Below are 25157 nucleotides of genomic sequence, written 5' to 3' on the forward strand. Positions count from 1 at the left end.
CCAACATTTAATCCGCAATCGTCACCCGTTCGTTTTCAATTTTGGCATAATTCCTTTTCATGGCTTCGCGAATACCTCTTTGCATGGCAGCGTCTATGTTCGATCCCATACGGGCAAAGCCGAATTGTTGTGCACATGCTTTTATCAAATCTGCCACAGGCAGGCTAATGGAGTCTGTCAACACTTGTCGGATGGCATTGGCTATCTCTTCAGGAGCTATATCTGTCGCTTCCCGCTCGGAAACCGGACGATAAATAGAGTAGGAGATACATTGCTCTCTGTTTTTCCAGCAGAAAACAAATCCTTCATGTTCGGTGCGATAGATATTTAGTGTATCTAAAGCCGTCTCTATCTGTGTTTCTACCCGTGCTCCCAAACGACTGATTCCCCATTCAGACAGAATCTTCTTGCAAAGTAATGATTTGCTGACCGGAGCTTCATTCTCTATAATCTTCCGTATTTGAGAAGTGAGGATAGAATAGCTTTCACTAAAGAAAAAGTCTTCCGGCGAATAGCTGCCTGGAGTGATCTTTGCCGATCGGTACTTTTGCTGTATTCCGCTTTGTGCGGAAGATGCGAAAGCAGTTTGCTTTTCAGAAGTGGCAGGTGATGCTTTGAGTACAAATGAAATTTCATTGTTATCTCTCTCTGCAGTCGGTACTGCTTCTTTTATTGACTCTTCTTTTATTGGCTCTTCTTTTGTTATTTTTTCTTTGTCTGTCGACTCTTTGTTCACAGATTCTTTTTCTGCTGTCATTGGGGCAGAATCAATTTCGGTGGTTGTCGTTGTTTGGGCATTAACCTTTGAACTCTTTTTGCGTGCGATAGCCTCTTGAATAGCAGCTATTACTTCGTCCGGTTTTTCCCACCAGTCCATAGTCCATATCCGGTAGATATCCCAGCCGAGTGCTTTCAGTACATTGTTTTGCACAATTTCCCGGTCACGTGCGGTCTTGGTACGTTTGTAGTTTTTGCCGTCGCAGATAATACCTAATTGATAGTTGGAGGTATTTTCGGTGTCAACGATACCTATATCTATTTTGTAACCGGAGCATCCGATGTCTGTATGCACGGTGTATCCCAATGAACGCAGTTTATCGGCAATGATATTCTCGATGGAGGCTGCTGTTTCCGTTGATTGGGCTGTCACACTGTTGATTGTATTCCTAGTTCCTTTCTCCGCATATTCGAGGAAACGTTTTAATCCGGCTACTCCGATAGAGGAAGTCCGGTTCAGGTCAATCATATCCGATCTTAAAGTGGAATAGATAATCATCTCATACCGGGCACGGGAAACGGCCACATTCAACCTTCTTTCGCCACCTACCCGGTTCAATGGGCCGAAATTCATGCTGACACGTCCTTCCGCATCTGGACCGTAGCCCACAGAAAAGAGAATAACGTCCCGTTCATCTCCCTGCACATTCTCCAGGTTTTTGATAAACAACGGTTCGTCACATTCCAGAGCAAGAGTTTCCAGTTCGGGATGGAAGATAAAGAGGTCGGAAAGTAAGTCTTCTATCAAGGCTTGCTGAACGATGCTGAAAGTCACCACACCGATACTTTTCTTTCTCAATTCTTCGCTTCTCAATCTTCTGGCTATTTCGTCTACTACCGCTTGAGCTTCCGCCCGGTTTTGGCGCGATTTGCCTTTATCATAATAACCGTTGATGTTGACTATCCTGACTTTCGATTCAATGTTGTCCGGAGAAGGGAAAGTCATCAGTTTGTTATCGTAATATTCGGAGTTGCTGAAAGCGATGAGGCTCTCATGTTTGCTTCGATAGTGCCACAATAAATATTTGGAAGGGATAGACAAAGCAAGGCAGTCGTCAAGAATACTCTCCAAATCCTCCATCTCAATATTATCTTCATCTACGGTGCTGACCGAGAAGAAGCTGGTAGGAGGCATCTGTTTCGGGTCCCCCACGATAATCACATTTTTGCCTCGGGCAATAGCGCCCACCGCTTCATAAGTAGGCATCTGTGACGCTTCATCAAAGACAATCAAATCGAATTTGTCGGCATCCGTATCAATGAATTGAGCGACGGAAAGCGGGCTCATCAGCATACACGGACACATACGCGATAATAAGGTAGGAATCTGATCGAACAGCTTACGGATGGATATGCCACGGGCATTGTTGCGGATATTCTTTTGAAGGATGCCCACTTCGGAACTTTGGATAGCTTCGTGAGTAAAAGACGGAATGTTGGAAGCCAGCCGCGCAAACAATTCTTTTTTGGTCGTTTCTTCGAATTTGGCGGATATTTGTTTGTATTTAGCAATAATATCGTTGAAAATCTTGCCGTTGAATAATTCCAACGTGGGTTCTTTGGCAATGATATACTGAATAACCGCCTGGTAGAAACTCTTGCAGAAGATGTCTGTCAGTTGGTCGGTAGGGATATTCTTTTCCTTATATTCTGTCGCGACAAATCCGATTCCCAGTTTATTCAGAGTTTGGTATGCTTGTAACCACTGATACCAGTCTTTGAGTTTGTCGAGGTTATCTTTCCAGGTTTGGGCTTTTGATAGCGCAATCGTTATCCAGTCGGCTGAAGAAGTATAAAGCTCTTCTGTTGATATACCCAACGTGCCGGACAACTTCTTTTCAATGACTGTGAGTGTATCCGACAACTGGTACAGTTCATTGAAAGAGTGAGCGTGAATATCTCTGAATGTTTGAATTCCTTCTGTGAGCTGTACAGACAAATTCTGTTTGATTTGTGACACCTTGGCTATGTCCTTTGCGTAATTCAGCAAATGTGAGTGAAGAGAAGCCATATCATTGGTAATCTGCTCAATGGCAGTCCAATCCTCATTCTTGCCGAATCGTCCGAACAAAGAGGGGAGTTGGCCAGTGTATTTCTGAACAGCGTCCTTTTCTTCCTGATACCGGATAATCCGGTGGAGTAGCGGTTTGATGTCTTCTGTTTCAATGGTTTTTAAAGCATAGATGTTGATAGCCTTTTTGATTTTTCGCTGACCGAAATATCTGGGAAGGAACCATTGATCGGATACCCGGTTCCATTCGGCTACCGTCTGCTTTGCGTTGATAGACAGAATCTCTTTGGTGAATCCTGCCTCTATTTCTTTTCTTTGTTCATCACGTTTTTGCCCATGAACCACCACTTCACGATATTCATTCAGCGTTTCATTCAATAACGGCAGAGTCAGCAATCCCGGAGTCAGCTCCGGAATATCGAGTATTCTCCGGATGATACAGGCAATCGTTTGGAAATCCTTGCGTGTAGGGTGTATATCCGTATCTTTCAGAAGTACGGAAAATACATCCAACTTCTGCCGGATGGTATTTAATAAATCAATGAAAGCGGTAAGTAATTGGGAGGCTTCTTCTTTTCCGGCAGATGAATATTCGGAAATCGAGATGCCTGTTAATGGATGCCGATAAGGGTGTCCGCACGCATTGGCGGTTCTGACTAACGATTCGATAGCCTCTTCCCATTGCGCAAATGTATCTTTGTCTAATGTATCCAGATAAGGTTGTGGAATCTCAAAACAAGGTTCGACGTCTACAGATTGATAATGGATAATGGCGTCGTATAGTGAAACTCCGAACGGATATTCTTTATGCAGGGCTTCAATATACTGATTCAGTTCTGCCCGCAAATTCAGCAAACGCTCCGCTTCCTTTTTGAATTCTTCGGGAGGTGTCTGCCTGATAATTTCCGTTGTTTCTTTCAGTTGTGAGATAACAGCGGATTTCTTTGTTTTGTTGGAATGAATTTCCAAACAGAACGGAGCCAAACCGATAGCTGCCAGTCGGTTTTGAACAACGGAGAGGGCAGCCATTTTTTCCGCAACGAATAAGACACGTTTCCCTTTGTAAAGCGCGTTGGCGATGATATTGGTAATTGTTTGCGATTTACCCGTTCCCGGAGGGCCGTGCAGGATAAAAGTCTTATCGTGTACGGCTTCGTAAATGGCTTCCAATTGCGAAGAATCGGCGATGATAGGCAATACGATGTCCGTTGGCGACAGTTGTTTGTCCATATCCGTTGCGTCTATTTCTTCTGTTGCGGCTTCCCATTCTATCTTTCCGTTGATGAGGCTTGAAACAATTTTGTTCTGAACCAGTTTATTGGCATTATTGTGAATGTCATTCCACATGATGAACTTATTGAAAGAGAAGATGCCTAAGATGGCCTGCTCTTCCACGTCCCATTTGCGTTGGTTTTTGATACTGTTACGAATGATGGAATAGATCAGTTTGACGTTAACGCCGCTTTCATCGGTGGGCAACGGGTCTAATCCCGATACGGTAATTCCGAAGTTCTGGCGAAGCATTTCTAATAACGTAATATTCATCATCGTTTCCTCTTCCCGTGAACGGATCACATAGCCTTTAGCTGCCGATTTACGGATGATTTCAACCGGCATTAGCAGGATGGGAGCGTAGCGGGGACGTTCGCTGGAAGGAGTCTCGTACCATTTCAAAAGTCCGAGAGCCAGATAAAGAGTGTTGGCTCCGTTTTCTTCAATAGAGGTACGCGAGGAACGGTATAGGTGAGTCAGTGCTTTGCCTAAATCGTTTTCGGACAGATAAAAACGCAGTCTTTTCTGTGAAAGCTCCGAGTTGATGAAACCAACCACCGGATCAGACTCCGGTACAGAGGAATAAATTCCGAAATCCATCGCCGGGCTTTCCCAATCGGCAGGGCGGTGCAGGATGCGGAATTCTTCTCCGTCAGCCAATGCATCTTCCAGACAAGCCAGATTAGCTGGGATCAGTTGGAGCGTGTTTTTGGTAATCCGGATATTCAGCAGGTTGTTGCGAAGGCTCAAGTCCAGCAATCGCCTTTCCCATAACAGTTGTTTGGTGATTACGGTCTGGGTTTCATTGCCCGATAAATCATACGGATTGATACTTTGCGGGGTGGCATGAACGGCACTTTTCTGAATGTTGGTCTCTTTTTCGTCGACTTCCCATACCTGTCCGTGCAAAATACGTTGAGGGATGGGGCGTACACCCGAATATCTCGCTCTCTTGATGTCTATTGCAAGAAGGAAGTTATTCCCGTCTGCCAACTTTCCGTTTGCTTTCTTCACCGCATCGTCAAAATCGGACGAATGTCCCATATTCATGCAGGTCGTTTCAACCAAAGTAATGTCGTAGATTCCTTCCGCTGTTCTTTTCGTTAATAGAGAAACATCATCAATCGTAGGATCCGGGAAAGTTTCCGGCACCAGCCAGGCTCCTGCAAAGGCATGCCCTTGCGTGATGACGATTAAAGCATTCAGCCCGATTGCCTCCAGACAGGAAGCATAGAGCAAAGCCATATCCAGGCAGGTTCCCAATTTCTGTGCCATCACAGAATCGGCTAACCGGACACGCTGCCCATATTCTTCGAAACTGGCGGGAACGGTACTATATATAATCTGTTGCTCCGCGATAGCCGTATAGATGGCAGCCATCTGTTTCCTCACCCTGTCCGGAGTGCGGCTTTGATATTCATCGAGAGACGGGTTGCCGGTCCATTGCCCCAGGATGGAAGCTGCTCTTTTGATAATCGGTGAGATAGCCGTATGATTGGGAGTGATAAAAGCAGCCAGCATTTCGGGCAATACGTTGAGTCCGCCCCATTGGTCGTATGCCAGGATGTCGATAGGATATGTTTGGCAGAATATCGGTTCCGCTTCAGCAGTAATTTCAATTTTCAGGTTGCCGGATAAACGTTCGGTCAGTTGTGTGAAGTAGTTGGCGGACAAAGTGAGATTGAATGACGACAGACGGATCGAACCGTTGGCCGGGATCTGTTCAACAGCCATCGGAGCGGCGTTTCCGAAAGTCGGTTCTGTCGTGATTACTACTTGAATGTCCTTCAGTGGGACAGGTGTCGTGTTCTCAATAGAAAGCTGATGAATGATCGATGCTCCGTTTTGTTGTATCGCAAAATTAATAAGCGGTAAATAGTCGCATTGCACCTTGACTTTGTCCAATCTCTCGTCCATGGCAAAAACTGTATAAATTAAAGATTGCAATATTACAAAAAATACGGATATAAATCTCTTTTCTTCTGCCATTCTTTTGTCAATCAAGAAAATATTTCTACCTTTGCGCCCGATTTATAGATAATATAATGTCTTATTTAATTAAAGTATTAAACAATTTTATTATTAATGGAAAACTTAAAGAACGTAGCTCCTATTGAAGATTTCAACTGGGATGCTTATGAAAATGGCGAAACAGTAACCAACGTTAGCCACGATGAACTTGAAAAAGCTTACGACGGTACGCTTAACAAAGTGAACGACCGTGAGGTTGTTGACGGAACCGTAATCGCAATGAACAAGCGTGAAGTAGTTGTGAACATCGGTTACAAATCAGACGGTATCATCCCTTTGAATGAATTCCGTTACAATCCGGACCTGAAAGTAGGTGATACTGTAGAAGTATACATCGAAAACCAGGAAGACAAAAAAGGACAGCTCGTTCTGTCACACAGAAAAGCCCGCGCTACTCGTTCTTGGGATCGCGTTAACGCTGCTCTGGAAAATGAAGAAATTATCAAGGGTTACATCAAGTGCCGCACGAAGGGTGGTATGATCGTAGACGTATTCGGAATCGAAGCATTCTTGCCGGGTTCTCAAATCGACGTTAAACCGATCCGCGACTATGATGTATTCGTTGGCAAAACAATGGAATTCAAAGTGGTTAAAATTAACCAGGAATTCAAAAACGTTGTTGTATCTCACAAGGCTCTTATCGAAGCTGAACTGGAACAACAGAAGAAAGAAATCATCGGTAAACTCGAAAAAGGACAAGTTCTTGAAGGAACTGTTAAAAATATCACATCTTACGGTGTATTCATCGACCTTGGTGGCGTAGACGGTTTGATCCACATCACTGACCTTTCTTGGGGACGTGTTAGCGATCCGAAAGAAGTGGTTGAACTGGATCAGAAGCTCAACGTTGTTATCCTTGACTTCGATGACGAAAAGAAACGTATCGCTCTTGGCTTGAAACAACTGACTCCGCACCCATGGGATGCTCTTGATACTGACTTGAAGGTTGGTGACAAGGTGAAAGGTAAAGTGGTTGTTATGGCTGACTACGGTGCATTCATCGAAATCGCTGCTGGCGTAGAAGGTTTGATCCACGTTTCAGAAATGTCTTGGAGCCAACACCTGCGTTCTGCACAAGATTTCATGAAGGTAGGCGACGAAGTAGAAGCTGTTGTTCTTACACTTGACCGCGAAGAACGTAAGATGTCTTTGGGTATCAAACAACTGAAACAAGATCCATGGGAAACAATCGAAGAAAAGTATCCTGTAGGTTCTAAGCATACTGCAAAAGTACGTAACTTCACTAACTTCGGTGTATTCGTAGAAATCGAAGAAGGTGTAGACGGCTTGATCCACATCTCTGACCTTTCTTGGACTAAGAAAGTGAAACACCCGTCAGAATTTACACAGATTGGTGCTGACATCGAAGTTCAGGTATTGGAAATCGATAAAGACAACCGTCGTTTGAGCCTTGGCCACAAACAACTCGAAGAAAATCCTTGGGATGTATTCGAAACTGTGTTCACTGTAGGTTCTGTACACGAAGGTACTATCATCGAAATGTTGGATAAGGGTGCTGTTGTAGCTCTTCCTTACGGTGTAGAAGGTTTCGCAACTCCGAAACACCTTGTAAAAGAAGACGGTTCACAAGCACAGTTGGATGAGAAACTTGAATTCAAAGTGATCGAGTTCAACAAAGACGCTAAGAGAATCATCTTGTCTCACAGCCGTATCTTCGAAGATGTAGCTAAAGCTGAAGAAAGAGCAGAAAAGAAAGCTGCTTCTGGCGCAAAGAAAGCATCTTCTGGTAAGAGAGAAGATTCTCCGATGATCCAAAACCAAGCTGCTTCAACTACTCTGGGCGACATCGACGCTCTGGCTGCATTGAAAGAACAGTTGGAAGGAAAGAAATAATCTGAACAGAATATTTTTTGATGAAGGCGCTCCCGGTTGGGGGCGCCTTTTTTTATTCACCACAGAGGACGTAGAGGACACAGAGGGTAAGAAGGGTAAGGAGGATATGGAGAGGATATGGAGGACAGGAAGGATATGGAGAATACAGAGGGTGTGAAGGCTTGATTTAACAAACTAACGATGGCGATATATTTTATTTATATAAATCTACCCTCTTCTTATCCTCCGCATCTTCTCCATATCCTCCTTACCCTTCTTACCCTCTGCGTCCTCCGTGGTGAATAGAAAAAAAGTTTCTTCCTTTGCAAGATTGAATCTGAAATGCTTTATCTTTGCATACCATGGAAAAATTTGAGTTACATATATTGGGATGCGGTTCCGCTTTGCCTACCACGCGACATTTTGCGACCTCTCAAGTCGTGAACCTGCGTGAAAAACTATTTATGATTGATTGTGGCGAGGGAGCACAAATGCAGTTACGTCGTTCGCGACTGAAATTTTCCCGATTGAATCATATCTTCATCTCTCATCTACATGGTGACCATTGTTTCGGATTGTTGGGGCTGATTTCTACATTCGGATTATTGGGAAGAACAGCCGATTTGCATATTCATTCTCCACGAGGACTGGAAGAACTGTTTGCACCGATGCTTGCTTTCTTTTGTAAGACTTTGACTTATAAGGTGTTCTTCCATGAATTCGAAACGAAAGAACCGATGCTCATTTACGATGACCGTTCGGTGACTGTGACCACCATCCCTTTAAAACATCGAATTCCCTGCTGCGGTTTCCTTTTTGAAGAGAAACAGCGTCCGAACCATATCATCAGAGACATGGTGGACTTTTATAAAGTCCCGGTCTATGAACTGAACCGTATCAAGAACGGAGCAGACTTTGTAACTCCCGAAGGAGAAGTAATACCCAATTTGCGTCTGACCCGTCCTTCGGCTCCGGCTCGTAAATATGCTTATTGCTCCGATACAATCTATCGCCCGTCGCTTGCCGAACAAATCAGCAATGTAGATTTGCTTTTCCATGAGGCTACCTTTGCGCAGACAGAGCAGGCACGTGCCAAGGAAACTTATCATACTACGGCTGCGCAAGCCGCACAACTAGCTTTGGACGCCAATGTGAAACAATTGGTGATCGGACACTTTTCAGCCCGTTACGAGGATGAATCTATTTTGCTTAATGAAGCGTCCGCCATTTTCCCGCAAACCATTTTAGCGAAAGAGAATATGTGTATTGACGTTGATGGAGGAACTGTGTATGAGAAATAGACGCCTGCTTTGGGGAGCGGTAATCCTGTTCGTCGTTTGTTTGGCAGCCTGTAAGAAAGAGAAACCCCAATCTCCGATACCGGACTCTCTGGCTTCCCTGCAAGAGTTGTTCAACCCTGCTTATCAAATAGATGCCGACAGTATTCGTCTGATGATCCGTTCCTATTTGAACGAAAACCCTATAACTCCCTGGGATTCGGCTTTGTTGGCCCATTATCGGGAAAAAGATGAATTCTTCTGGTTGAATGACTCGCTCGTGTCCGATAAACCTGCCGCACAGGTGGCGGACTCTATGTTGTTCTGGCTGGGAGACATCTCACGGCATGGCATTAACCCGAATCTTTATTCGGTCGATAGCATCCGTGAGAGATTGCAACAAATACATTCTTTGAAGTTGCAGGAAGGAAAGACAATGAACCGTCTGTTGGCAGATGTGGAATATCAGTTGACAGCCGCATATCTTTCGTATGTGTGCCAGTTGAAGTTTGGTTTCCTGCCTTCGGAACACAGATGGAATGATTCGATCAATCGTATTCCCTTAAAACATTGTGATGTAACTTTTGCAAATGCCGCCCTCGATTCATTGCGTGCAAATCCAATTGCTGCTCTTCGTGGAGCACAACCTTCTTCTCCGCTTTATCGCAAGATGCAGGAAGAACTGGTTCGTGTAAATGCTTGGGGGAAAACGGATACTACGGATTATTACCGGAATCGTCTGTTGGTAAATATGGAGCGGGCACGTTGGCAATATGCATTGGACAAAGGACAGAAATATGTGATAGCCAATGTGGCGGCATTCATGTTGCAGGCAATCAACGAAGAAACGGACTCTATCCTGGAGATGCGTATCTGTGTGGGGAGTGTGAAAAATAAAACTCCTCTGTTGTCGAGCAGGATTTATTATATGGAACTGAATCCGTACTGGAATGTACCTCAAAGTATTATCAGGAAAGAAATCATCCCTACTTATCGCAGAGATACGACCTATTTCACCCGTAATCGCATGAAGGTATACGATAAGAACGGCTTACAAGTAAACCCTCATCAGGTTAATTGGGCTAAATATGCAGGAAAAGGTGTACCTTATACGGTGAAGCAGGACAATAAAACGGGGAATTCATTGGGACGCATCATCTTCCGCTTTCCTAATCCTCATTCCGTATATCTGCACGATACTCCTTCCCGGTGGGCTTTCACGCGAAACAATCGTGCGGTGAGCCATGGTTGCGTCCGCCTTCAGAAAGCACTCGACTTTGCTTTCTTCCTGTTGAAAGAACCGGATGAATTATTGGAAGACCGTATCCGCATTGCAATGGATATCAAGCCGGTGAGTGAAGAGGGGAAGAAGCTGCCTGTCAGTGCGGCCTATCGCGAACTGAAACATTATAGTTTAGAGAAATATATACCTTTATTTATAGATTATCAGACAGTTTATCTGTCTGCCGATAATAATTTGAGGTATTGTGAGGACATTTATAAATATGATCCGTCTTTACTAGAGGCAATGAACAACCTGAATTTGAAACCATAAATAAACATACAGATACAAGAGATTATGATTCCTTATAACGAACGCGAAGTTCTGAAACTCCTTCAGGAGGAGAGTACACAGCGGAAAGGATTTGAAATGATTGTGGCGCAGTATAGCGAGCAATTATATTGGCAAATCCGCCGGATGGTACTGTCGCATGAGGATGCGAACGATCTCCTGCAAAACACTTTCATCAAGGCATGGACGAATATCGATTATTTCCGTGCCGAGGCGAAACTGTCTACCTGGCTCTATCGCATCGCGCTGAACGAATGTCTTACCTTTCTGAACAAGCAGCGCGCTATGACTACCGTGGATATTGACGATCCTGAAGCTGCGATTGTGCAGAAGCTGGAAAGTGACTCCTACTTTTCGGGCGACGAAATACAGTTGTGTCTGCAAAAAGCTCTATTGACTTTGCCGGAAAAACAGCGTATGGTGTTCAACCTGAAATATTATCAGGAAATGAAATACGAAGAGATGTCGGAAATCTTCGGCACATCGGTTGGTGCGCTCAAAGCGTCATATCATCATGCGGTGAAGAAAATAGAGAAGTTTTTAGAAGAAATAGATTAAACCTTTTAAATTGGACGTTGTCTAAGTAAAAGAGAGGAGAAAAACGTATGAAAGAAGAAGATATCCTATTGAAGAAGCTTGGTAAGGAAAATTCCTTCAAAGTGCCTGATGGTTACTTTGAAAACCTGACTTCGGAGGTAATGAATAAACTTCCTGAAAAAGAAAAAGTAGTTTTCAAGGAAGAACCTGTCAGCACATGGACAAGACTGAAACCATTGCTCTATCTCGCTGCTATGTTTGTGGGTGCGGCCCTGATTATCCGGGTAGCGTCGACAGATCACAAACCTGCTGCGATCGATGAAGTGGCGGTGACGGAGGTGGATACTGAAGTTGTATCGGACGAAATGCTGGATGTGGCACTAGACCGCGCTATGCTGGATGATTATTCGTTATATGTTTATTTGAGTGACGCAAGTGTAGAATGATTTATTAAAACTGATTGAATACAGAAAATGAGAAAACTAATCGCATGGGTTGTTTTGTTGTGTGGCTTTATGCCTGTTCTTTGGGCTGCTGACGGATGTGATCAGCATTTATCCCGGGAGGAGTTCAGGGCAAAACAAAAGGAATTCATTACCGAACAGGCAGGATTGAGTAAAAAGGAGGCAGCCAAGTTCTTTCCCGTCTATTTTGAACTCCAGGATAAGAAGAAGAAGCTGAATGATGAATCGTGGGATTTGATGCGCAAAGGTAAAGATGATAAGACGACGGAAGCTCAATATGCAGAAATCAACGATAAGATAGCCAACAATCGTATTGCTGCCGATCAGCTTGATAAGACTTATCTGGGTAAGTTCAAAAAGATTCTTTCCAGTAAGAAGATATTTCTCGTGCAGCGTGCGGAAATGCGCTTCCACCGGGAGATGATAAAAGGAATGAATCGTGGCAAGGATAAAGGAAACGATTCGAAGAAGAAATAAAGAAAAATAGAGCGTCTGACTCGTATGAATAGACGTTCTGTTTGAGTAAAATAGAGGCTCTACTCGCACGGAATAGAGCCTCTATTTTTTTATTTAGATAGCATTGATTTTAAGTATTCTATTTCTGCAATCAATAGTGGAATATCCTGTTTGGCATGTATTATGAACTCCCAATCATCTTTCAATGATGGCATGTAAATCAATGTTACTCATAGGTCTTACAGTCCTTTTTTCTTTGCTTCATTCCAAATAGCATCCATCTCTTCAAGAGACATATCCTTCAGGCTTTTTCCTTCCTTGATAGTATGTTCCTCCAAATAATTGAAGCGACGGATAAACTTTTGGTTGGTAAGTTCCAAAGCGTTATCAGGATTGATCTTGTAGAGACGCGCTGCATTGATAAGGCTAAACATGACGTCACCGAATTCAGCTTCCGCCTTGTCCTTATTCATATTAGCCACTTCATCCTGAAATTCTCCGATTTCTTCCTTCACTTTATCCCATACCTGTTCACGCTCTTCCCAGTCGAAACCTACATTGCGGGCTTTGTCTTGAATACGATAAGCCTTGATGAGCGAGGGGAGGGCAGCGGGTACACCGCTCAATACACTCTTATTGCCGTCTTTCTCCTTTAGCTTCAACTGTTCCCAATTTTCGGAAACTTGTCCTGCTGTCTCTGCTTTTACCTCTCCGAATACATGCGGGTGACGGAAAATCAGTTTATCACACAGTTTGTCGCAAACATCTTTGATGTCAAAATCTCCTGTTTCCGAGCCTATCTTGGCATAGAAAGCAACGTGCAATAATACGTCACCCAATTCCTTGCAGATTTCTTTCTTGTCATCCCTCATCAGGGCGTCGCAAAGTTCGTAAGTCTCTTCTATGGTGTTGGGACGCAGACTTTCATTGGTCTGTTTGCGGTCCCAGGGACATTTAACACGCAGTTCGTCGAGAATGTCCAGGAAGCGTCCGAAGGCTTCCATCTGTTCTTGTCTGGTATGTGACATAAATATATTTTGTATTAAAATTGTTATAAGGCTATTATTAATAATTCATTCCGAAATTCCAAAGTGGAATAATATTCCCGTATCCGGTTTCTATATCATCTTTTACAATGTATCCTTCTTTGGCTCCGGTTATTTGTTGTTGTCCTTTGTTTTTTCCGCCTATTTCAAATGTTCTTTCTCCTATTTGGAAATCTGAGATTTTGGAAGATATAATATCCTGTTTAACTCGCATTTGGTTATAAAAAAATGTTTCGCGGATATTACCGATATTGGAATTCTCTCTTCCTAATGCATAAATGAGATTAGTATTATCAAGATATATTTTTTCTACTTTGCCCAGACCTCTGACCCCGCCTGTGTCATCGCGAACTTGAGCTATCATCCCCGCTTTCTCGATATAAAGTAAGTAATCGCTTAAATAATTACGACTAACTCCAATGATGTCAGCAAGTTTTTGCATGACAGGCTTAAATGGAACGCTTTTGGCAATAATCATCAACAGTTGTTTCAATTTACGTCCTGTGGAGACATTCATATTAGCATATTGAGGTATGTCATTTTCCATAGTCTGGTTGATTACTTGGTTCAACTCGATTTCAAAAGTGATATCTTTGCTAAACGGGTAATAGCCGTGTTGTATATATTCAGCGAATAGCGGAAGTGGATGTGCTATTCCCGGAATTTCAACTTTATGTTCCAGTATCTCTTCTAATGTGTAGACTGGTACATGAATTTGATGGAACATACTTAAATATTCTCTGAAAGACAGCCCTTGCATTTCATAGATGGGGGCACGTCTGCTTAAATCTGCCGTTCCTTTATAAATATCCAAAATAGAGGAACCGGTGAAAAGAACTTGCATATCAGGATAAGAATCGAATATCTGCTTCAATTCACGAGACCAGTTAGGGTATTTGTGTATTTCATCAATAAATAGGTGCTTGCCACCTCGTTTGCTGAATTTGTCTGTTAGGTCAATCAGGGAATTATCGGCAAAGTACATATTGTCTGCTGAAACATACAATGTGTCTTTCGGATTCATGTTCTGCTTGATATGTTGAAGGAACATGGTGGTTTTACCTACCCCGCGTGGCCCAACAAGTCCGAGCATATGGCTATCCCAGTTTATTTCAGTATACTTGTATCGGATGAAATCGGTACTTGTAGCTTTAAGGAGTTTATTGAAGTTTTCGTATAATCTGTCCATGGTTGGTATATATTTATATGCAAATATACGTCAATTGCACAACAAAAGTGCAGAAAACTATAATTTTCTGCACTTTTGTTGTGCAATTGGTAAGGCTAATCAAATGAAAATGTCTTCTTGAGGGATTTAGTTGGCTCAATCCGTTAATAATTCCGCTTGTATATATAGAATATAGCTGATTATCCAAAACTCAATAAAAGAAATAATTGTATTAGTCATACTAAATTCATCTTCTGATATTAGAGCGGCGGCAGATATAACTATGATTAGAGATGCCAACATTCCCCATCCTAATTTATTTAATAGTCCGTTGAAGTGTCGGATAAATTGGACTCCAATTATGGTTGATGTAATAAGCATACCTAATATAACAAAAAGAGAGATAAGTATTCCAATGTAATCTTCGTCTGCAATAGAGATTAAATCCATACATAAAATCAAAAAAGATACTACTACAGTGATTATAATATTGGTAATTAATAAGCCGCTCATGGGTTTGGTTTGTTGTTTCATCCCTATATATAAGGCGTAAGCGAATATTATATCGACCAAGCCAGACAATAAGTCAGCCACCCATTCTGGAATATAGGTTGCCCACTGCATGATTTGTAGCCATTTGTGTGGATTGGTAAGGTGGCATACTCCACTTTGATGTGACATTGAAATGAATGTCGCAATGACTCCTGTCCAAAATAGGATTAGGACAAAGTCAGAAATGGGAGTTTTTAAATGATTCACTTCTGTTTTATGATTATTTGAATCCCTTTGAAAGGACACTTCTGTAGTGGCTTGATTTTTTGTATTGGAAACTGAGTCTTCCAACCATTCTCCGCAGTGCCTGCATTTCTTTGCAGTTGCTTGTATCTCTTCGCCACAGAAAGGGCATTGTTTGGTATTGTTTATCATGTTTTCAAGTTTTATTTTATTCTTATCAGTTTAATAACTCCATCTGTTGCATCGAACGACATATTGTCTCCTTTAATATTCACATTCTGGTAACAGTCTTCGTTGTTTTCGTTTTCTGAATACCAATTATAGAGATGTTCTTTCAATTCTTCTATTGATTCTTGAATGAGTGATTGCCCATAGTTTTTAATAAAACTTTGTGCAAGAGATTCGGATAATCTATCTGCGCCCGGGAAACTAATCCCCTCAAAAGTGACTTTCAGAGTCGACAGGTCGTAAGTGAAATAGATGTCACCGACTTCTATCTTCCATGTACCTTCAATGATACTTTTGCATTGCATATTATATTCTTGTCCGTCTTCAACTTCTCCACATTCGGTGAAGTAGGTTGTTTCTTTTAAGTCTCCTCCAGGAATACTCCCTTTCACAGAACCGAAATCATAATAGGTTTTCTCTTTGCATCCGTCTTCTTCGACTATGCGGATGCTTTCCCATGTGCCGCACGCTTTTTTTGCCATTTCCATATCGTTGCATGAGGTGCAGAAGATACACAAAAGAGATAATAGAGTGAATGATGTAAGTAAGTTGTTATGTTTCATGATGGTAAAATTTAATTCGTTGTAATGGTAAGTCCGTTGGCATAGCTGACGTTATATACGAAATTGGGAGATATGTTGTGAAAACCATCGAATACAACCTGATACTCTTTATTTCCCAAATTATGAAACTCTTCTATTTGTACTTCGTCATGGGGCAGATAGTTGTCGAATATCTCAAACCATTGGCTGTTGAAAACAACTTTGCGTTTTTTAAGACATTCTATTGCTGTATGCCCCAAGTCACTCTCGGTGAAATCACTCCTGAAGCTCCTGTTGCCACTTGCGTATGCCTGTAATAGTCGAGAGAAGTTTGAGAAATCGAATTGTTGCAATAACCATTTAAATTCGGTATTGGAGATGACAAGTAAATCGTCATTTTCTACAAGTTCTTCGGTGAGGGTTAGCAAACCTTCTCCTTTGTATCCTTTAGTTATGGCTTGTTTCATGTTGTAGCAGAAGGTATAAATGGCATAATAGCAAGAGAAATCGTGTATAATGCGTTTTTTTATTTCCGCATTGTTTCCGCTATTGATGCTTTGCCTGTTTTTTGAATAACCTATATTGCCCAATGTATCCACTCCTGCGGTGTCTCCGTCAAGAGTCCAATCGCTGTGTTGAAGTTGAGGCATTTGGAGATGGTTGGCAGATTTGAAATAGGTGAGTACAACCAGAATGGCTACAACTACTATCGACGCATTGAGCACAATTTTGTCGGTAATGGTTAAAGGAGTGGAGGCGTTAGCTGCATTTCCTTTCTTGCACAGCAGGAAGAGTAGCCAAAAGATACCGACTAAGGGGAGGAGGACAATCAGAAACCACCATCCGCTTTTTCCAATGTCGTGCAAGCGACGTATACCGATGGCGAGTGAAGGAATGGTGAGAGTCAGTGAGACGATTGTGAATAGCCAACCATAGCCGAGGCTTTCTCCAAATAGTTGGAAGTCGATTCCCGATAATATATCTATGCATGATGCGGCAATAGCTATGATGTTGTAGAATAGGATGTAAAGCCAATATTGCTTTCTTGTGGCCATTCCGTTAAAGTCGGCATATTGCTTGCATATGACACGGATGAAATAGTGGGATAAGAAAGAGGGCTGTGGGGTCTCTTTGTTCTCGCAGCTTGTGGCATCTTCTTCTCTTTGTTCGGTGCAAACAGGGCAGGCAACCATTTTCTTAGTTACCGTTTGCTTTTCTTCTAACCATTCACCACAGTATTTGCATTTTTTGGCTACAGCCAAAATCTCTTCTCCGCAAAAAGGGCATTTTTTTGTTTCTTTTTCCATAGTATCTTATTTCTTTTGAAGTGAAGAAATTGTATATAAAACATTTTTTTTCTCATTGACAAAGAATGAAACTTTCACGCTAAACGTTTTTTTTCCTTCATTATTACGGAATTGATAGGTGAAGTTGGTTCCATCTATTCTTTGAATGGTATATTCCCCAATTAATGATTTGTTATCAGTACGTAATTGTTCCAGATATCTTTTCCCTGCATTTATTTCCGGACTGTTGCTATCCGCCATTTCTTGATATACCGTTCCGGTGAATTTGGCACCCAATTTTGTTTTAATTCTATTGTAGGTGTTCAAATCAATTTCTCCTTTGCGTAGCCTTTCTTGTGCTATACGGAGTTTGCTTGCATTGGCTATCATTTCTTTATATACAGGACTGTCAGTCGGCTCCAGCTGTTTTTTAAGTCCTAATTTCTGTTTTATGTATTCTTGGGTTTTAGGTGATTCTTTTTGTATCTCATATTTGTTATTCAGAAAATCTTGTTGGCATAAAAAAGTCATCACGTCTATGCGAAAACAACGTTCTTTTTCGCTATTGTTTTTATTGTTTTTAGCCGGATGGCATACTCCTACTAATTTTCCATTCAGATAGGCATTTTGGTCTATTACTTGATATTGGGGAAATAGTGAATTTACTTGGTAATGCTCTTCTTTAGGATATGAACGGTCTATTGTTTCCCATTTTCCTTTCTTATCATGTAACCATTCCCATGTTTGGGCGGCCCGAATTAAATATAAAGAATCAGCTATTCTTTCTTGTACTATTCTTTCGGCATCATTGACCTTTTGGATGGAGTCTACTCTTTTTTGTTCTAACTCTTTCTTGCTAATAGCATTTTCTATTTCTACTTTGATTTTTTCGAATTCTTTTGATTTAGCTTTTAAACTTTCCATTGATTCACCTAAGTAAATAGTTGGAAATTTATATTTGAAATCTTCTAATTTATATATTTTGCAGATTCTTAGAAGTGAATCTCTCGTATTTTGTAATTTTTGAGAGAATACTTCTGTCTTGCTTTTCTTTGCCTTAACGAATTTTGATAAGTCTACTATTTGTGCACTTGTCTTACATATTCCTGTACAGAGGAATAGGCATATTAATAGAAATTTTCCCATAGTTACCAATATCTTAACCAAAACTCGTTAAACAAATCGCTTTCCGAATCTTGCTGTTCATAATCATTTAAATCTCCCAAGCAGAATGGAATATATCCGTTCTCTTTACATTCGTTTGCCAGCATAGCCGGCATTTCATCCAAGGCGGTGATTAGTATATAATGCCTTTTAGTATTAGGCATATACTCTTCACATACTTGGTCGAAAATGGCCTTGTATCTTGCTAATTGATTATGGTGAGTTGGTGTATACGCTTTGTTCTCAATCAAAACAGCATGAAATTCTTCTTTTCCATTGCATGTAATCCGTATGTTTGCCCATAGGTCAATATATTTCCATTGTTTCCAAGTTTCAACAGAAGTGACTTGCACGTCGTCTGTCATTTCGATGCCAATCAGTTTGCCGAGAATCTTTCTACAATATTGATAAAGGATAGGTTTCTCTTCACTGTATTGCTGTATAGATCTACGTAATGTCCATGAAAGAATAAAGTCTATCATGGTTTCTTTTTGAGAATCTCCTTCGGAAGAATCTTTCATTAGTAATGATACTTTTTCCATGTTTTATATAATTTAAAATGAATGTATGGGTACAAAAAAAAGAGCGTAAAACTAACTTTTAGCTTATTTGATTAGGTAGGTTCTGGTAAACCTTATGATCCAAATAAGTAAAAGCAGTCCACGCCCTATTCGGGTGTGAACGTCACTTCAACTTATTATTTCGGATCATTGAATAAATTTACCAGATTTACCTAATCGAAATAATACGTCTTAACGTTCAATCAATATGTCTGAAAATTTTAGTTCTCTGTTTCTTACTACTTCTTTTTAATGATTATACATCACAAAACTAAGAAACATTTTTTAGAATTAAAAGAATTTTATCAGAAAAGATGACCGGACTGCTTTATTATTTACTAATGAATACTCACTTCATTACATTTATGATAATATTCATTGATATAGTTGATTCATTTTTTGAATCATTGTTCCGATTTGAATTCTGAACCATTGAGGTTCTAGAACTTCTACAAGATTTCCATGCGATAGTATAGCTTGACAGAAATCATAGGTAGGACGTAATGAATAATCGAAAATGGAATAGTTACTATGTGTTTCACTTTCTTTTTGAGAATGGTGTAACGGGAGGGAACGGAAATACTTACATTGGTTTCCGTAGACTTTTATTCTGATTTTTTCTACATCATATTCTTCATCGACAATAACTCCGAAACTGTTGTCGAAGTAGACTTTAGGATTGAACGTTTGAGGACACTCAAATGATAAATCTGTTTGTTCCATTTCGAGTATTCGCTCGAGGGAGTAGATCAACACTTTGTTGTAATACGGACTTCGTGCTGCGATATACCAACGCTGTTTGAAGGCTTTTATACAATAAGGTTCAATTTGAAATGTATATGATTTGTCCTGCCAATAACTTTGATATGTTATTTCCAACGTTATACAATTATGAATAGCTTCAATGGCTGGTATCAGATATTGTTCTCCTGAGGGATAGTCTTCTAGTAGAATTTTATCCTTTAATTTGTGGCTTTTATTGAGGGTTGTATTGACTGCAAATGTATTCAAGAGCCATTTTCTGAGTCCTTCCTTTTTAAGTTCTTCAGTGTTTTCTATGTAATAATTACATCCGTTATGTCTATCGCATTCTATGTTAATGTCGAATAGTTCCTCAATAGCTTTCCGGTGATTATGAAAAGTCCGATTGGGGATTTCCTCTCCATTACTCATTTCACACTGCAGCCATTTACGATTAATTTCATCCAGTGTTATTGTTCCAGCCCGATAGATTGTGTCTACTAACCAGAGATATCTATTAAAGAGATCTTTTGCCATAAAGAAATCAGTTTATCCGTTTTATATTAGTGCTGCAAATATCGTGAAACTATGTGCCAAAACAAGGCACAATCTATACTTATTTCTTTTTCCACTCCTGATAGGAAATCAGCAGTCCCACTACTTCCGAGTAGTTCTGCCGTCCGCTTTCTATCTTATTCCCTTTCAGATAAAGATCGTATATCCAATCCTGCACAGCACCAACTACAGGGCTATACTTGGCAGCCCAATACGCCTGGTTATTCTTAGCCAATTCGATAATTTCCGGTCGGATGCGTTTAAACAGTCGGGTGTATTTTTCTTCCGGGAGTAATCTTTGCGCATTTCCCAATACATGTCCCAATATAGAAAAATATCCGGAAAAACGGATTCCCATCGCTTCTGAACGGGTGCAAATCTGATAAGCATAGAAATTAGCTTCCGCTTCGCTGGTGATACCTAATAAATGGGCTAGTTCGTGAGCATAAGTGGCCGGATAATTAACGGGAAGCAAATCTCCGTTGAGTGTAAACTCGCAGAAGAAAGGCCCCATGCTACCCGTTACCCCTACCATCGAAATGAAGGGAGTGAATAACATTGTTTTTACCCTCGGATGCTCGTGTGGAGGGCGATTTACGCCCAGGCTATCACTTAACTGATGATAGATTCGCACAGTTTCCTCTCGTATCAAATCTTGATTGATACTATTGACAGGAGTATACGAACGGTTCAGTTGAGTAATATAATCATCTACGAATTCTTGGAAAATCTCGGGAGTATAGGCGGTATACGGGATTTCTGTTCGTTGATAGAAATTTTTCTGCGAGTAGTTCAGTCCCCATGCCAGATAGAACCATACATAAATCCATAATAAGTATTCCCCGTCGCGCAATAAGATTTTCTTCCAAGGCAACTTCTTGCGGAGACGGGCATAAAAGGGATAAACAATCACGCCTGTGATGCTAAGGAAAATAAATAAATCCCCTATGGCAAAAGGAAATAAACCGGAAAAAAACGACAGGACGTAGGAGATAAGGGGATAGATTGTTTGAGAATAGATCGTTGCCAGAGCAGGAATCCATTGCGTTAGCCACACCAGGATTAATAATGCTCCTAAGGCTACATATCTTACATTTGGCTTATTTTTCATCATTTGTATAAAATCAGTCAACAAAAATATGCATTTAATAAACGTCGCGCGAAAAAATACCTCTATATTTGCAAAAAATCTGTTAACAGTGACTTTGTGTACCTGCGTAATCAGAGAAAGTTATTCAACATAAACCGGATAAGATGGCTACATCAGAAGAAATAGAAAAGTATTGCAGGAATTGCGTGTCACGTGATTTTGTGAACGGAAAAGGACTCGTTTGTAAACGTACCGGAGAACTTCCCGCTTTTGAAGAAGAATGTGACAGTTTTGAGCAAGATAAGGAACTGGAAAGATTAGCGCCTCCCAAGCCGGAAGATTTTCCGGTATTCATGACAGAAGAGGAAATGCTTGCCGAAGAGAATCTGCCCAAAGGAATATTGTGTGCAGTTGTCGCATGCATCGTTGGTGCGGTGGCATGGGGGCTGATCTCCGTTTCTACAGGTCGTCAGATAGGATTTATGCCCATTGCTATCGGATTCATGGTAGGTTTTGCGATGCGGCAGGGCAAGGGAATACGTCCCATTTTCGGAATTACCGGTGCGGCATTATCTCTGGTTAGTTGCATCTTAGGTGATTTCTTGTCTATTATCGGGTATATCTCCCAAGATTATGAAATGGGCTATTTTCAAGTCCTGGCAGGTGTAGACTATGGAGAGATATTCTCTATTCTGTTGAAAAATGTAATGTCGATGACTGCCCTGTTCTACGGATTCGCTCTTTATGAGGGATATAAATTCTCTTTCCGTGCACAGAAACACCCCGAGGGTGGTAAGATTTGAATTTAAATTATTAATTTTGCACCCGTTATTTTTAGAATATACATTATCATATACATAAAACAATATGGAATTAGCAAGTAAGTACAATCCCGCTGACGTGGAGGGAAAGTGGTACCAGTATTGGCTGGACCACAAATTATTCAGTTCAAAACCCGATGGCCGTGAACCTTACACCATCGTCATCCCGCCCCCGAACGTCACCGGTGTGTTACACATGGGACACATGCTTAATAATACCATCCAGGATATTTTAGTTCGTCGTGCCCGTATGGAAGGCAAGAATGCTTGCTGGGTGCCGGGAACTGACCACGCTTCTATTGCTACCGAAGCTAAAGTTGTAAACAAACTCGCTTCTCAAGGTATCAAGAAAACCGATCTATCTCGTGACGAATTCTTGAAACATGCCTGGGAATGGACAGACGAGCACGGTGGTATTATCCTGAAACAACTCCGTAAACTCGGCGCATCCTGCGACTGGGATCGTACTGCTTTCACTATGGATGAGAAACGTAGCGAAAGTGTAATCAAGGTATTTGTCGATCTGTTCGATAAAGGATTGATCTACCGGGGCGTCCGCATGGTAAACTGGGACCCGAAAGCCTTGACTGCCCTTTCTGACGAAGAAGTAATCTATAAGGAAGAACACGGAAAACTGTATTACCTCCGCTATAAAGTAGAAGGTGATCCGGAAGGTCGCTACGCGGTTGTTGCAACAACCCGTCCTGAAACAATTATGGGTGATACGGCTATGTGTATCAATCCGAACGACCCGAAGAACGAATGGCTGAAAGGAAAGAAAGTGATCGTTCCGCTGGTAAACCGTGTCATTCCTGTGATTGAGGATGATTATGTAGACATCGAATTCGGTACGGGTTGCCTGAAAGTAACCCCGGCCCATGATGTAAACGACTATATGCTGGGTGAAAAATACAACTTGCCTAGTATCGATATTTTCAATGATAACGGTACATTGAGCGAAGCTGCAGGTATGTATATCGGTATGGACCGTTTCGATGTTCGTAAGCAAATAGAGAAAGACCTCGAAGCTGCCGGATTGCTCGAAAAAATAGAAGCCTATACAAATAAGGTAGGATATTCGGAACGTACCAACGTTGTGATCGAACCGAAATTGTCTATGCAATGGTTCCTCAAGATGCAGCATTTCGCAGATATGGCATTGCCTCCGGTAATGAACGACGATCTGAAATTCTACCCTGCCAAATACAAGAATACCTACCGTCACTGGATGGAAAACATCAAAGACTGGTGTATCAGCCGTCAGTTGTGGTGGGGACATCGTATTCCTGCATACTTCCTGCCGGAAGGTGGTTATGTAGTAGCCGCTACTCCCGAGGAAGCTCTGGCAAAAGCAAAAGAAAAGACGGGTAATGCCGCCCTGACAATGGAAGACCTTCGTCAGGATGAAGATTGCCTGGACACTTGGTTCTCTTCCTGGTTGTGGCCTATCTCTTTGTTCGACGGAATCAACAACCCGGGCAACGAAGAAATCAAATACTACTATCCGACAAGCGACCTTGTGACAGGACCGGACATTATCTTCTTCTGGGTAGCCCGTATGATTATGGCAGGCTACGAATACGAGGGACAGATGCCGTTTAAGAACGTATACTTCACAGGAATCGTTCGTGATAAACAGGGACGTAAGATGTCTAAATCGCTCGGTAACTCTCCCGATCCATTGGAGCTGATCGAAAAGTATGGTGCCGACGGTGTGCGTATGGGTATGATGCTTTCAGCTCCCGCCGGAAACGATATTCTTTTCGACGACGCCCTTTGCGAACAGGGACGTAACTTCTGCAACAAGATATGGAATGCTTTCCGTCTGATTAAAGGATGGACTAATGGCAAAGGTTCCATTCCAGTTCCACCCGAGGCTCATCTGGCTGTTCAATGGTTCGACCAGAGACTGGATGCAGCTGCGGTTGAAGTTGCCGATTTGTTCTCTAAATATCGTTTGAGCGAAGCATTGATGTTGGTTTACAAACTGTTCTGGGATGAGTTCTCTTCCTGGTTGCTGGAAATTGTGAAACCTGCTTATGGACAGCCCATTAATGGCTTTATTTATAGTATGGTGCTTAGTTCTTTCGAACGTCTGCTTGAGTTGCTTCATCCTTTCATGCCGTTTATCACAGAAGAACTGTGGCAACAACTGCGTGAGCGCGAACCGGGTGCAAGTTTGATGGTTACTCTCATGAGGGAGCCTCTTGAGGTAAACGAGAAATTCCTGCAAGAATTTGAATTGGCTAAGGAAATTATCAGCAATGTTCGCAGCATTCGTTTACAAAAGAATATTGCTTTGAAGGAACAACTCGAATTGCAGGTTGTGGATAGTCATCCGGTAGAAAAAATGAATCCGGTGATTATCAAGATGTGTAACCTGTCTGCTGTAACAGTGGTGGAAAGCAAATCGGAAGGTGCTGCTTCTTTCATGATAGGAACAACAGAATTTGCGGTACCATTGGGTAATATGATTGACGTGGAAGCGGAAATTGCCCGTATGGAAGCAGAACTGAAGCATAAAGAAGGATTCTTGCAAGGCGTAATGAAGAAGCTTAGCAATGAAAAATTCGTCAACAATGCTCCGGCGGCTGTTCTCGAACTGGAACGCAAGAAACAGACCGATGCTGAAAGTATTATTAATTCTTTGAAAGAAAGCATTGCTGCTTTAAAGAAAGCGTAACTCTCTGATAGCTAAATTTCAATAATATAAGGCATCTCGATTAATTTTGAGATGTCTTTTTTTTGCGAAATGGAAATAAATACTACCTTTGCCGTAGCTATTATCGAACATCACAAATGAAGCAAGTACTCCGAACCATCTCATTCTTAAGCATATTCCTTTTTATAGAAGGATTCTTATTATCTGTGTCAGCCCGAACTGAAATAACAAATAAAGAAGTACTGGTTTTAAACTCCATTAATTTTAATCTGCCTTGGGCTAAAAATTTCTATTGGTGCATACACGATGCTCTTCAGAAGCAGGGGAT

General features: G+C 41.5%; 19 protein-coding genes. 9 read left to right on the forward strand and 10 right to left on the reverse strand.

The window, feature by feature from the left end:
• Positions 1-7 precede the first annotated feature (7 nt).
• Complete coding sequence (locus BXY_RS16660; RefSeq protein WP_015532477.1) at positions 8-6049, reverse strand: DUF3320 domain-containing protein; 6042 nt, start codon at positions 6047-6049, stop codon at positions 8-10.
• A 96-nt stretch (positions 6050-6145) separates the two neighbouring features.
• On the opposite strand from BXY_RS16660, the gene rpsA reads away from it, so the two are divergent.
• The 6 genes from rpsA (at position 6146) to BXY_RS16690 (ending at position 12252) form a co-directional block, all read left to right on the forward strand.
• Positions 6146-7945: a 30S ribosomal protein S1 gene (gene rpsA / locus BXY_RS16665; RefSeq protein WP_008645692.1), complete on the forward strand. Its 1800-nt coding sequence runs from the start codon at positions 6146-6148 to the stop codon at positions 7943-7945.
• Between the two features lie 341 nt (positions 7946-8286).
• Positions 8287-9225, forward strand: coding sequence for a ribonuclease Z (locus BXY_RS16670; protein ID WP_009039701.1), 939 nt, complete (start codon positions 8287-8289; stop codon positions 9223-9225).
• The gene (locus BXY_RS16675) at positions 9215-10756 is read left to right on the forward strand and encodes a L,D-transpeptidase family protein (RefSeq protein ID WP_015532478.1); all 1542 of its coding nucleotides are present in this window, start codon (positions 9215-9217) and stop codon (positions 10754-10756) included. Before BXY_RS16670 ends, BXY_RS16675 begins: the two co-directional genes overlap by 11 nt.
• Positions 10757-10780: 24 nt before the next feature.
• Positions 10781-11332, forward strand: coding sequence for an RNA polymerase sigma factor (locus BXY_RS16680; RefSeq protein ID WP_008016827.1), 552 nt, complete (start codon positions 10781-10783; stop codon positions 11330-11332).
• Positions 11333-11379: 47 nt separating this feature from the next.
• Complete coding sequence (locus tag BXY_RS16685; protein WP_008645696.1) at positions 11380-11757, forward strand: hypothetical protein; 378 nt, start codon at positions 11380-11382, stop codon at positions 11755-11757.
• 27 nt (positions 11758-11784) lie between these two features.
• Positions 11785-12252 carry a hypothetical protein gene (locus BXY_RS16690; RefSeq protein ID WP_004315845.1) on the forward strand — a complete coding sequence of 156 codons (468 nt, stop codon included), beginning with the start codon at positions 11785-11787 and terminating at the stop codon, positions 12250-12252.
• A 218-nt stretch (positions 12253-12470) separates the two neighbouring features.
• On the opposite strand, the gene mazG is transcribed toward BXY_RS16690, so the two are convergent.
• The 9 genes from mazG to BXY_RS16735 all read right to left on the reverse strand — a co-directional run bounded on the left by mazG (position 12471) and on the right by BXY_RS16735 (position 21370).
• Complete coding sequence (gene mazG, locus BXY_RS16695; protein ID WP_004315846.1) at positions 12471-13259, reverse strand: nucleoside triphosphate pyrophosphohydrolase; 789 nt, start codon at positions 13257-13259, stop codon at positions 12471-12473.
• 37 nt (positions 13260-13296) lie between these two features.
• Positions 13297-14466, reverse strand: a complete 1170-nt coding sequence (locus BXY_RS16700) for an ATP-binding protein (protein WP_008771152.1) — start codon at positions 14464-14466, stop codon at positions 13297-13299.
• A gap of 135 nt (positions 14467-14601) precedes the next feature.
• On the reverse strand, positions 14602-15372 hold the full coding sequence (locus tag BXY_RS16705; protein WP_004315848.1) for a zinc ribbon domain-containing protein: 771 nt from the start codon (positions 15370-15372) through the stop codon (positions 14602-14604).
• Between the two features lie 11 nt (positions 15373-15383).
• Entirely contained in the window at positions 15384-15971 is a 588-nt protein-coding gene (locus BXY_RS16710; protein ID WP_008771153.1) for a hypothetical protein, read from the reverse strand.
• 11 nt (positions 15972-15982) lie between these two features.
• On the reverse strand, positions 15983-17257 hold the full coding sequence (locus tag BXY_RS16715) for a DUF805 domain-containing protein (RefSeq protein ID WP_004315850.1): 1275 nt from the start codon (positions 17255-17257) through the stop codon (positions 15983-15985).
• A gap of 6 nt (positions 17258-17263) precedes the next feature.
• Positions 17264-18382, reverse strand: coding sequence for a hypothetical protein (locus tag BXY_RS16720; RefSeq protein WP_004315851.1), 1119 nt, complete (start codon positions 18380-18382; stop codon positions 17264-17266).
• 2 nt (positions 18383-18384) lie between these two features.
• Positions 18385-18942, reverse strand: a complete 558-nt coding sequence (locus tag BXY_RS16725; protein WP_008645402.1) for a PD-(D/E)XK nuclease family protein — start codon at positions 18940-18942, stop codon at positions 18385-18387.
• Positions 18943-19335: 393 nt separating this feature from the next.
• Positions 19336-20238 (reverse strand): helix-turn-helix transcriptional regulator, encoded by a 903-nt coding sequence (locus BXY_RS16730; RefSeq protein WP_004315852.1) that lies wholly within the window; start codon positions 20236-20238, stop codon positions 19336-19338.
• Positions 20239-20317: 79 nt separating this feature from the next.
• Positions 20318-21370, reverse strand: coding sequence for a DUF3810 domain-containing protein (locus BXY_RS16735; protein ID WP_015532482.1), 1053 nt, complete (start codon positions 21368-21370; stop codon positions 20318-20320).
• Positions 21371-21510: 140 nt separating this feature from the next.
• Between BXY_RS16735 and BXY_RS16740 the strand changes: the two genes are divergently transcribed.
• From BXY_RS16740 to BXY_RS16750, 3 genes are all read left to right on the forward strand, one after another.
• Complete coding sequence (locus BXY_RS16740; protein WP_004315854.1) at positions 21511-22149, forward strand: hypothetical protein; 639 nt, start codon at positions 21511-21513, stop codon at positions 22147-22149.
• 64 nt (positions 22150-22213) lie between these two features.
• The gene (locus BXY_RS16745) at positions 22214-24850 is read left to right on the forward strand and encodes a valine--tRNA ligase (RefSeq protein WP_015532483.1); all 2637 of its coding nucleotides are present in this window, start codon (positions 22214-22216) and stop codon (positions 24848-24850) included.
• Between the two features lie 116 nt (positions 24851-24966).
• On the forward strand, positions 24967-25157 hold a 191-nt coding region (locus BXY_RS16750; RefSeq protein WP_208946830.1), incomplete at its 3' end, for a hypothetical protein.

The organism is Bacteroides xylanisolvens XB1A, assembly GCF_000210075.1.
Taxonomy (GTDB): Bacteria; Bacteroidota; Bacteroidia; order Bacteroidales; family Bacteroidaceae; genus Bacteroides; species Bacteroides xylanisolvens.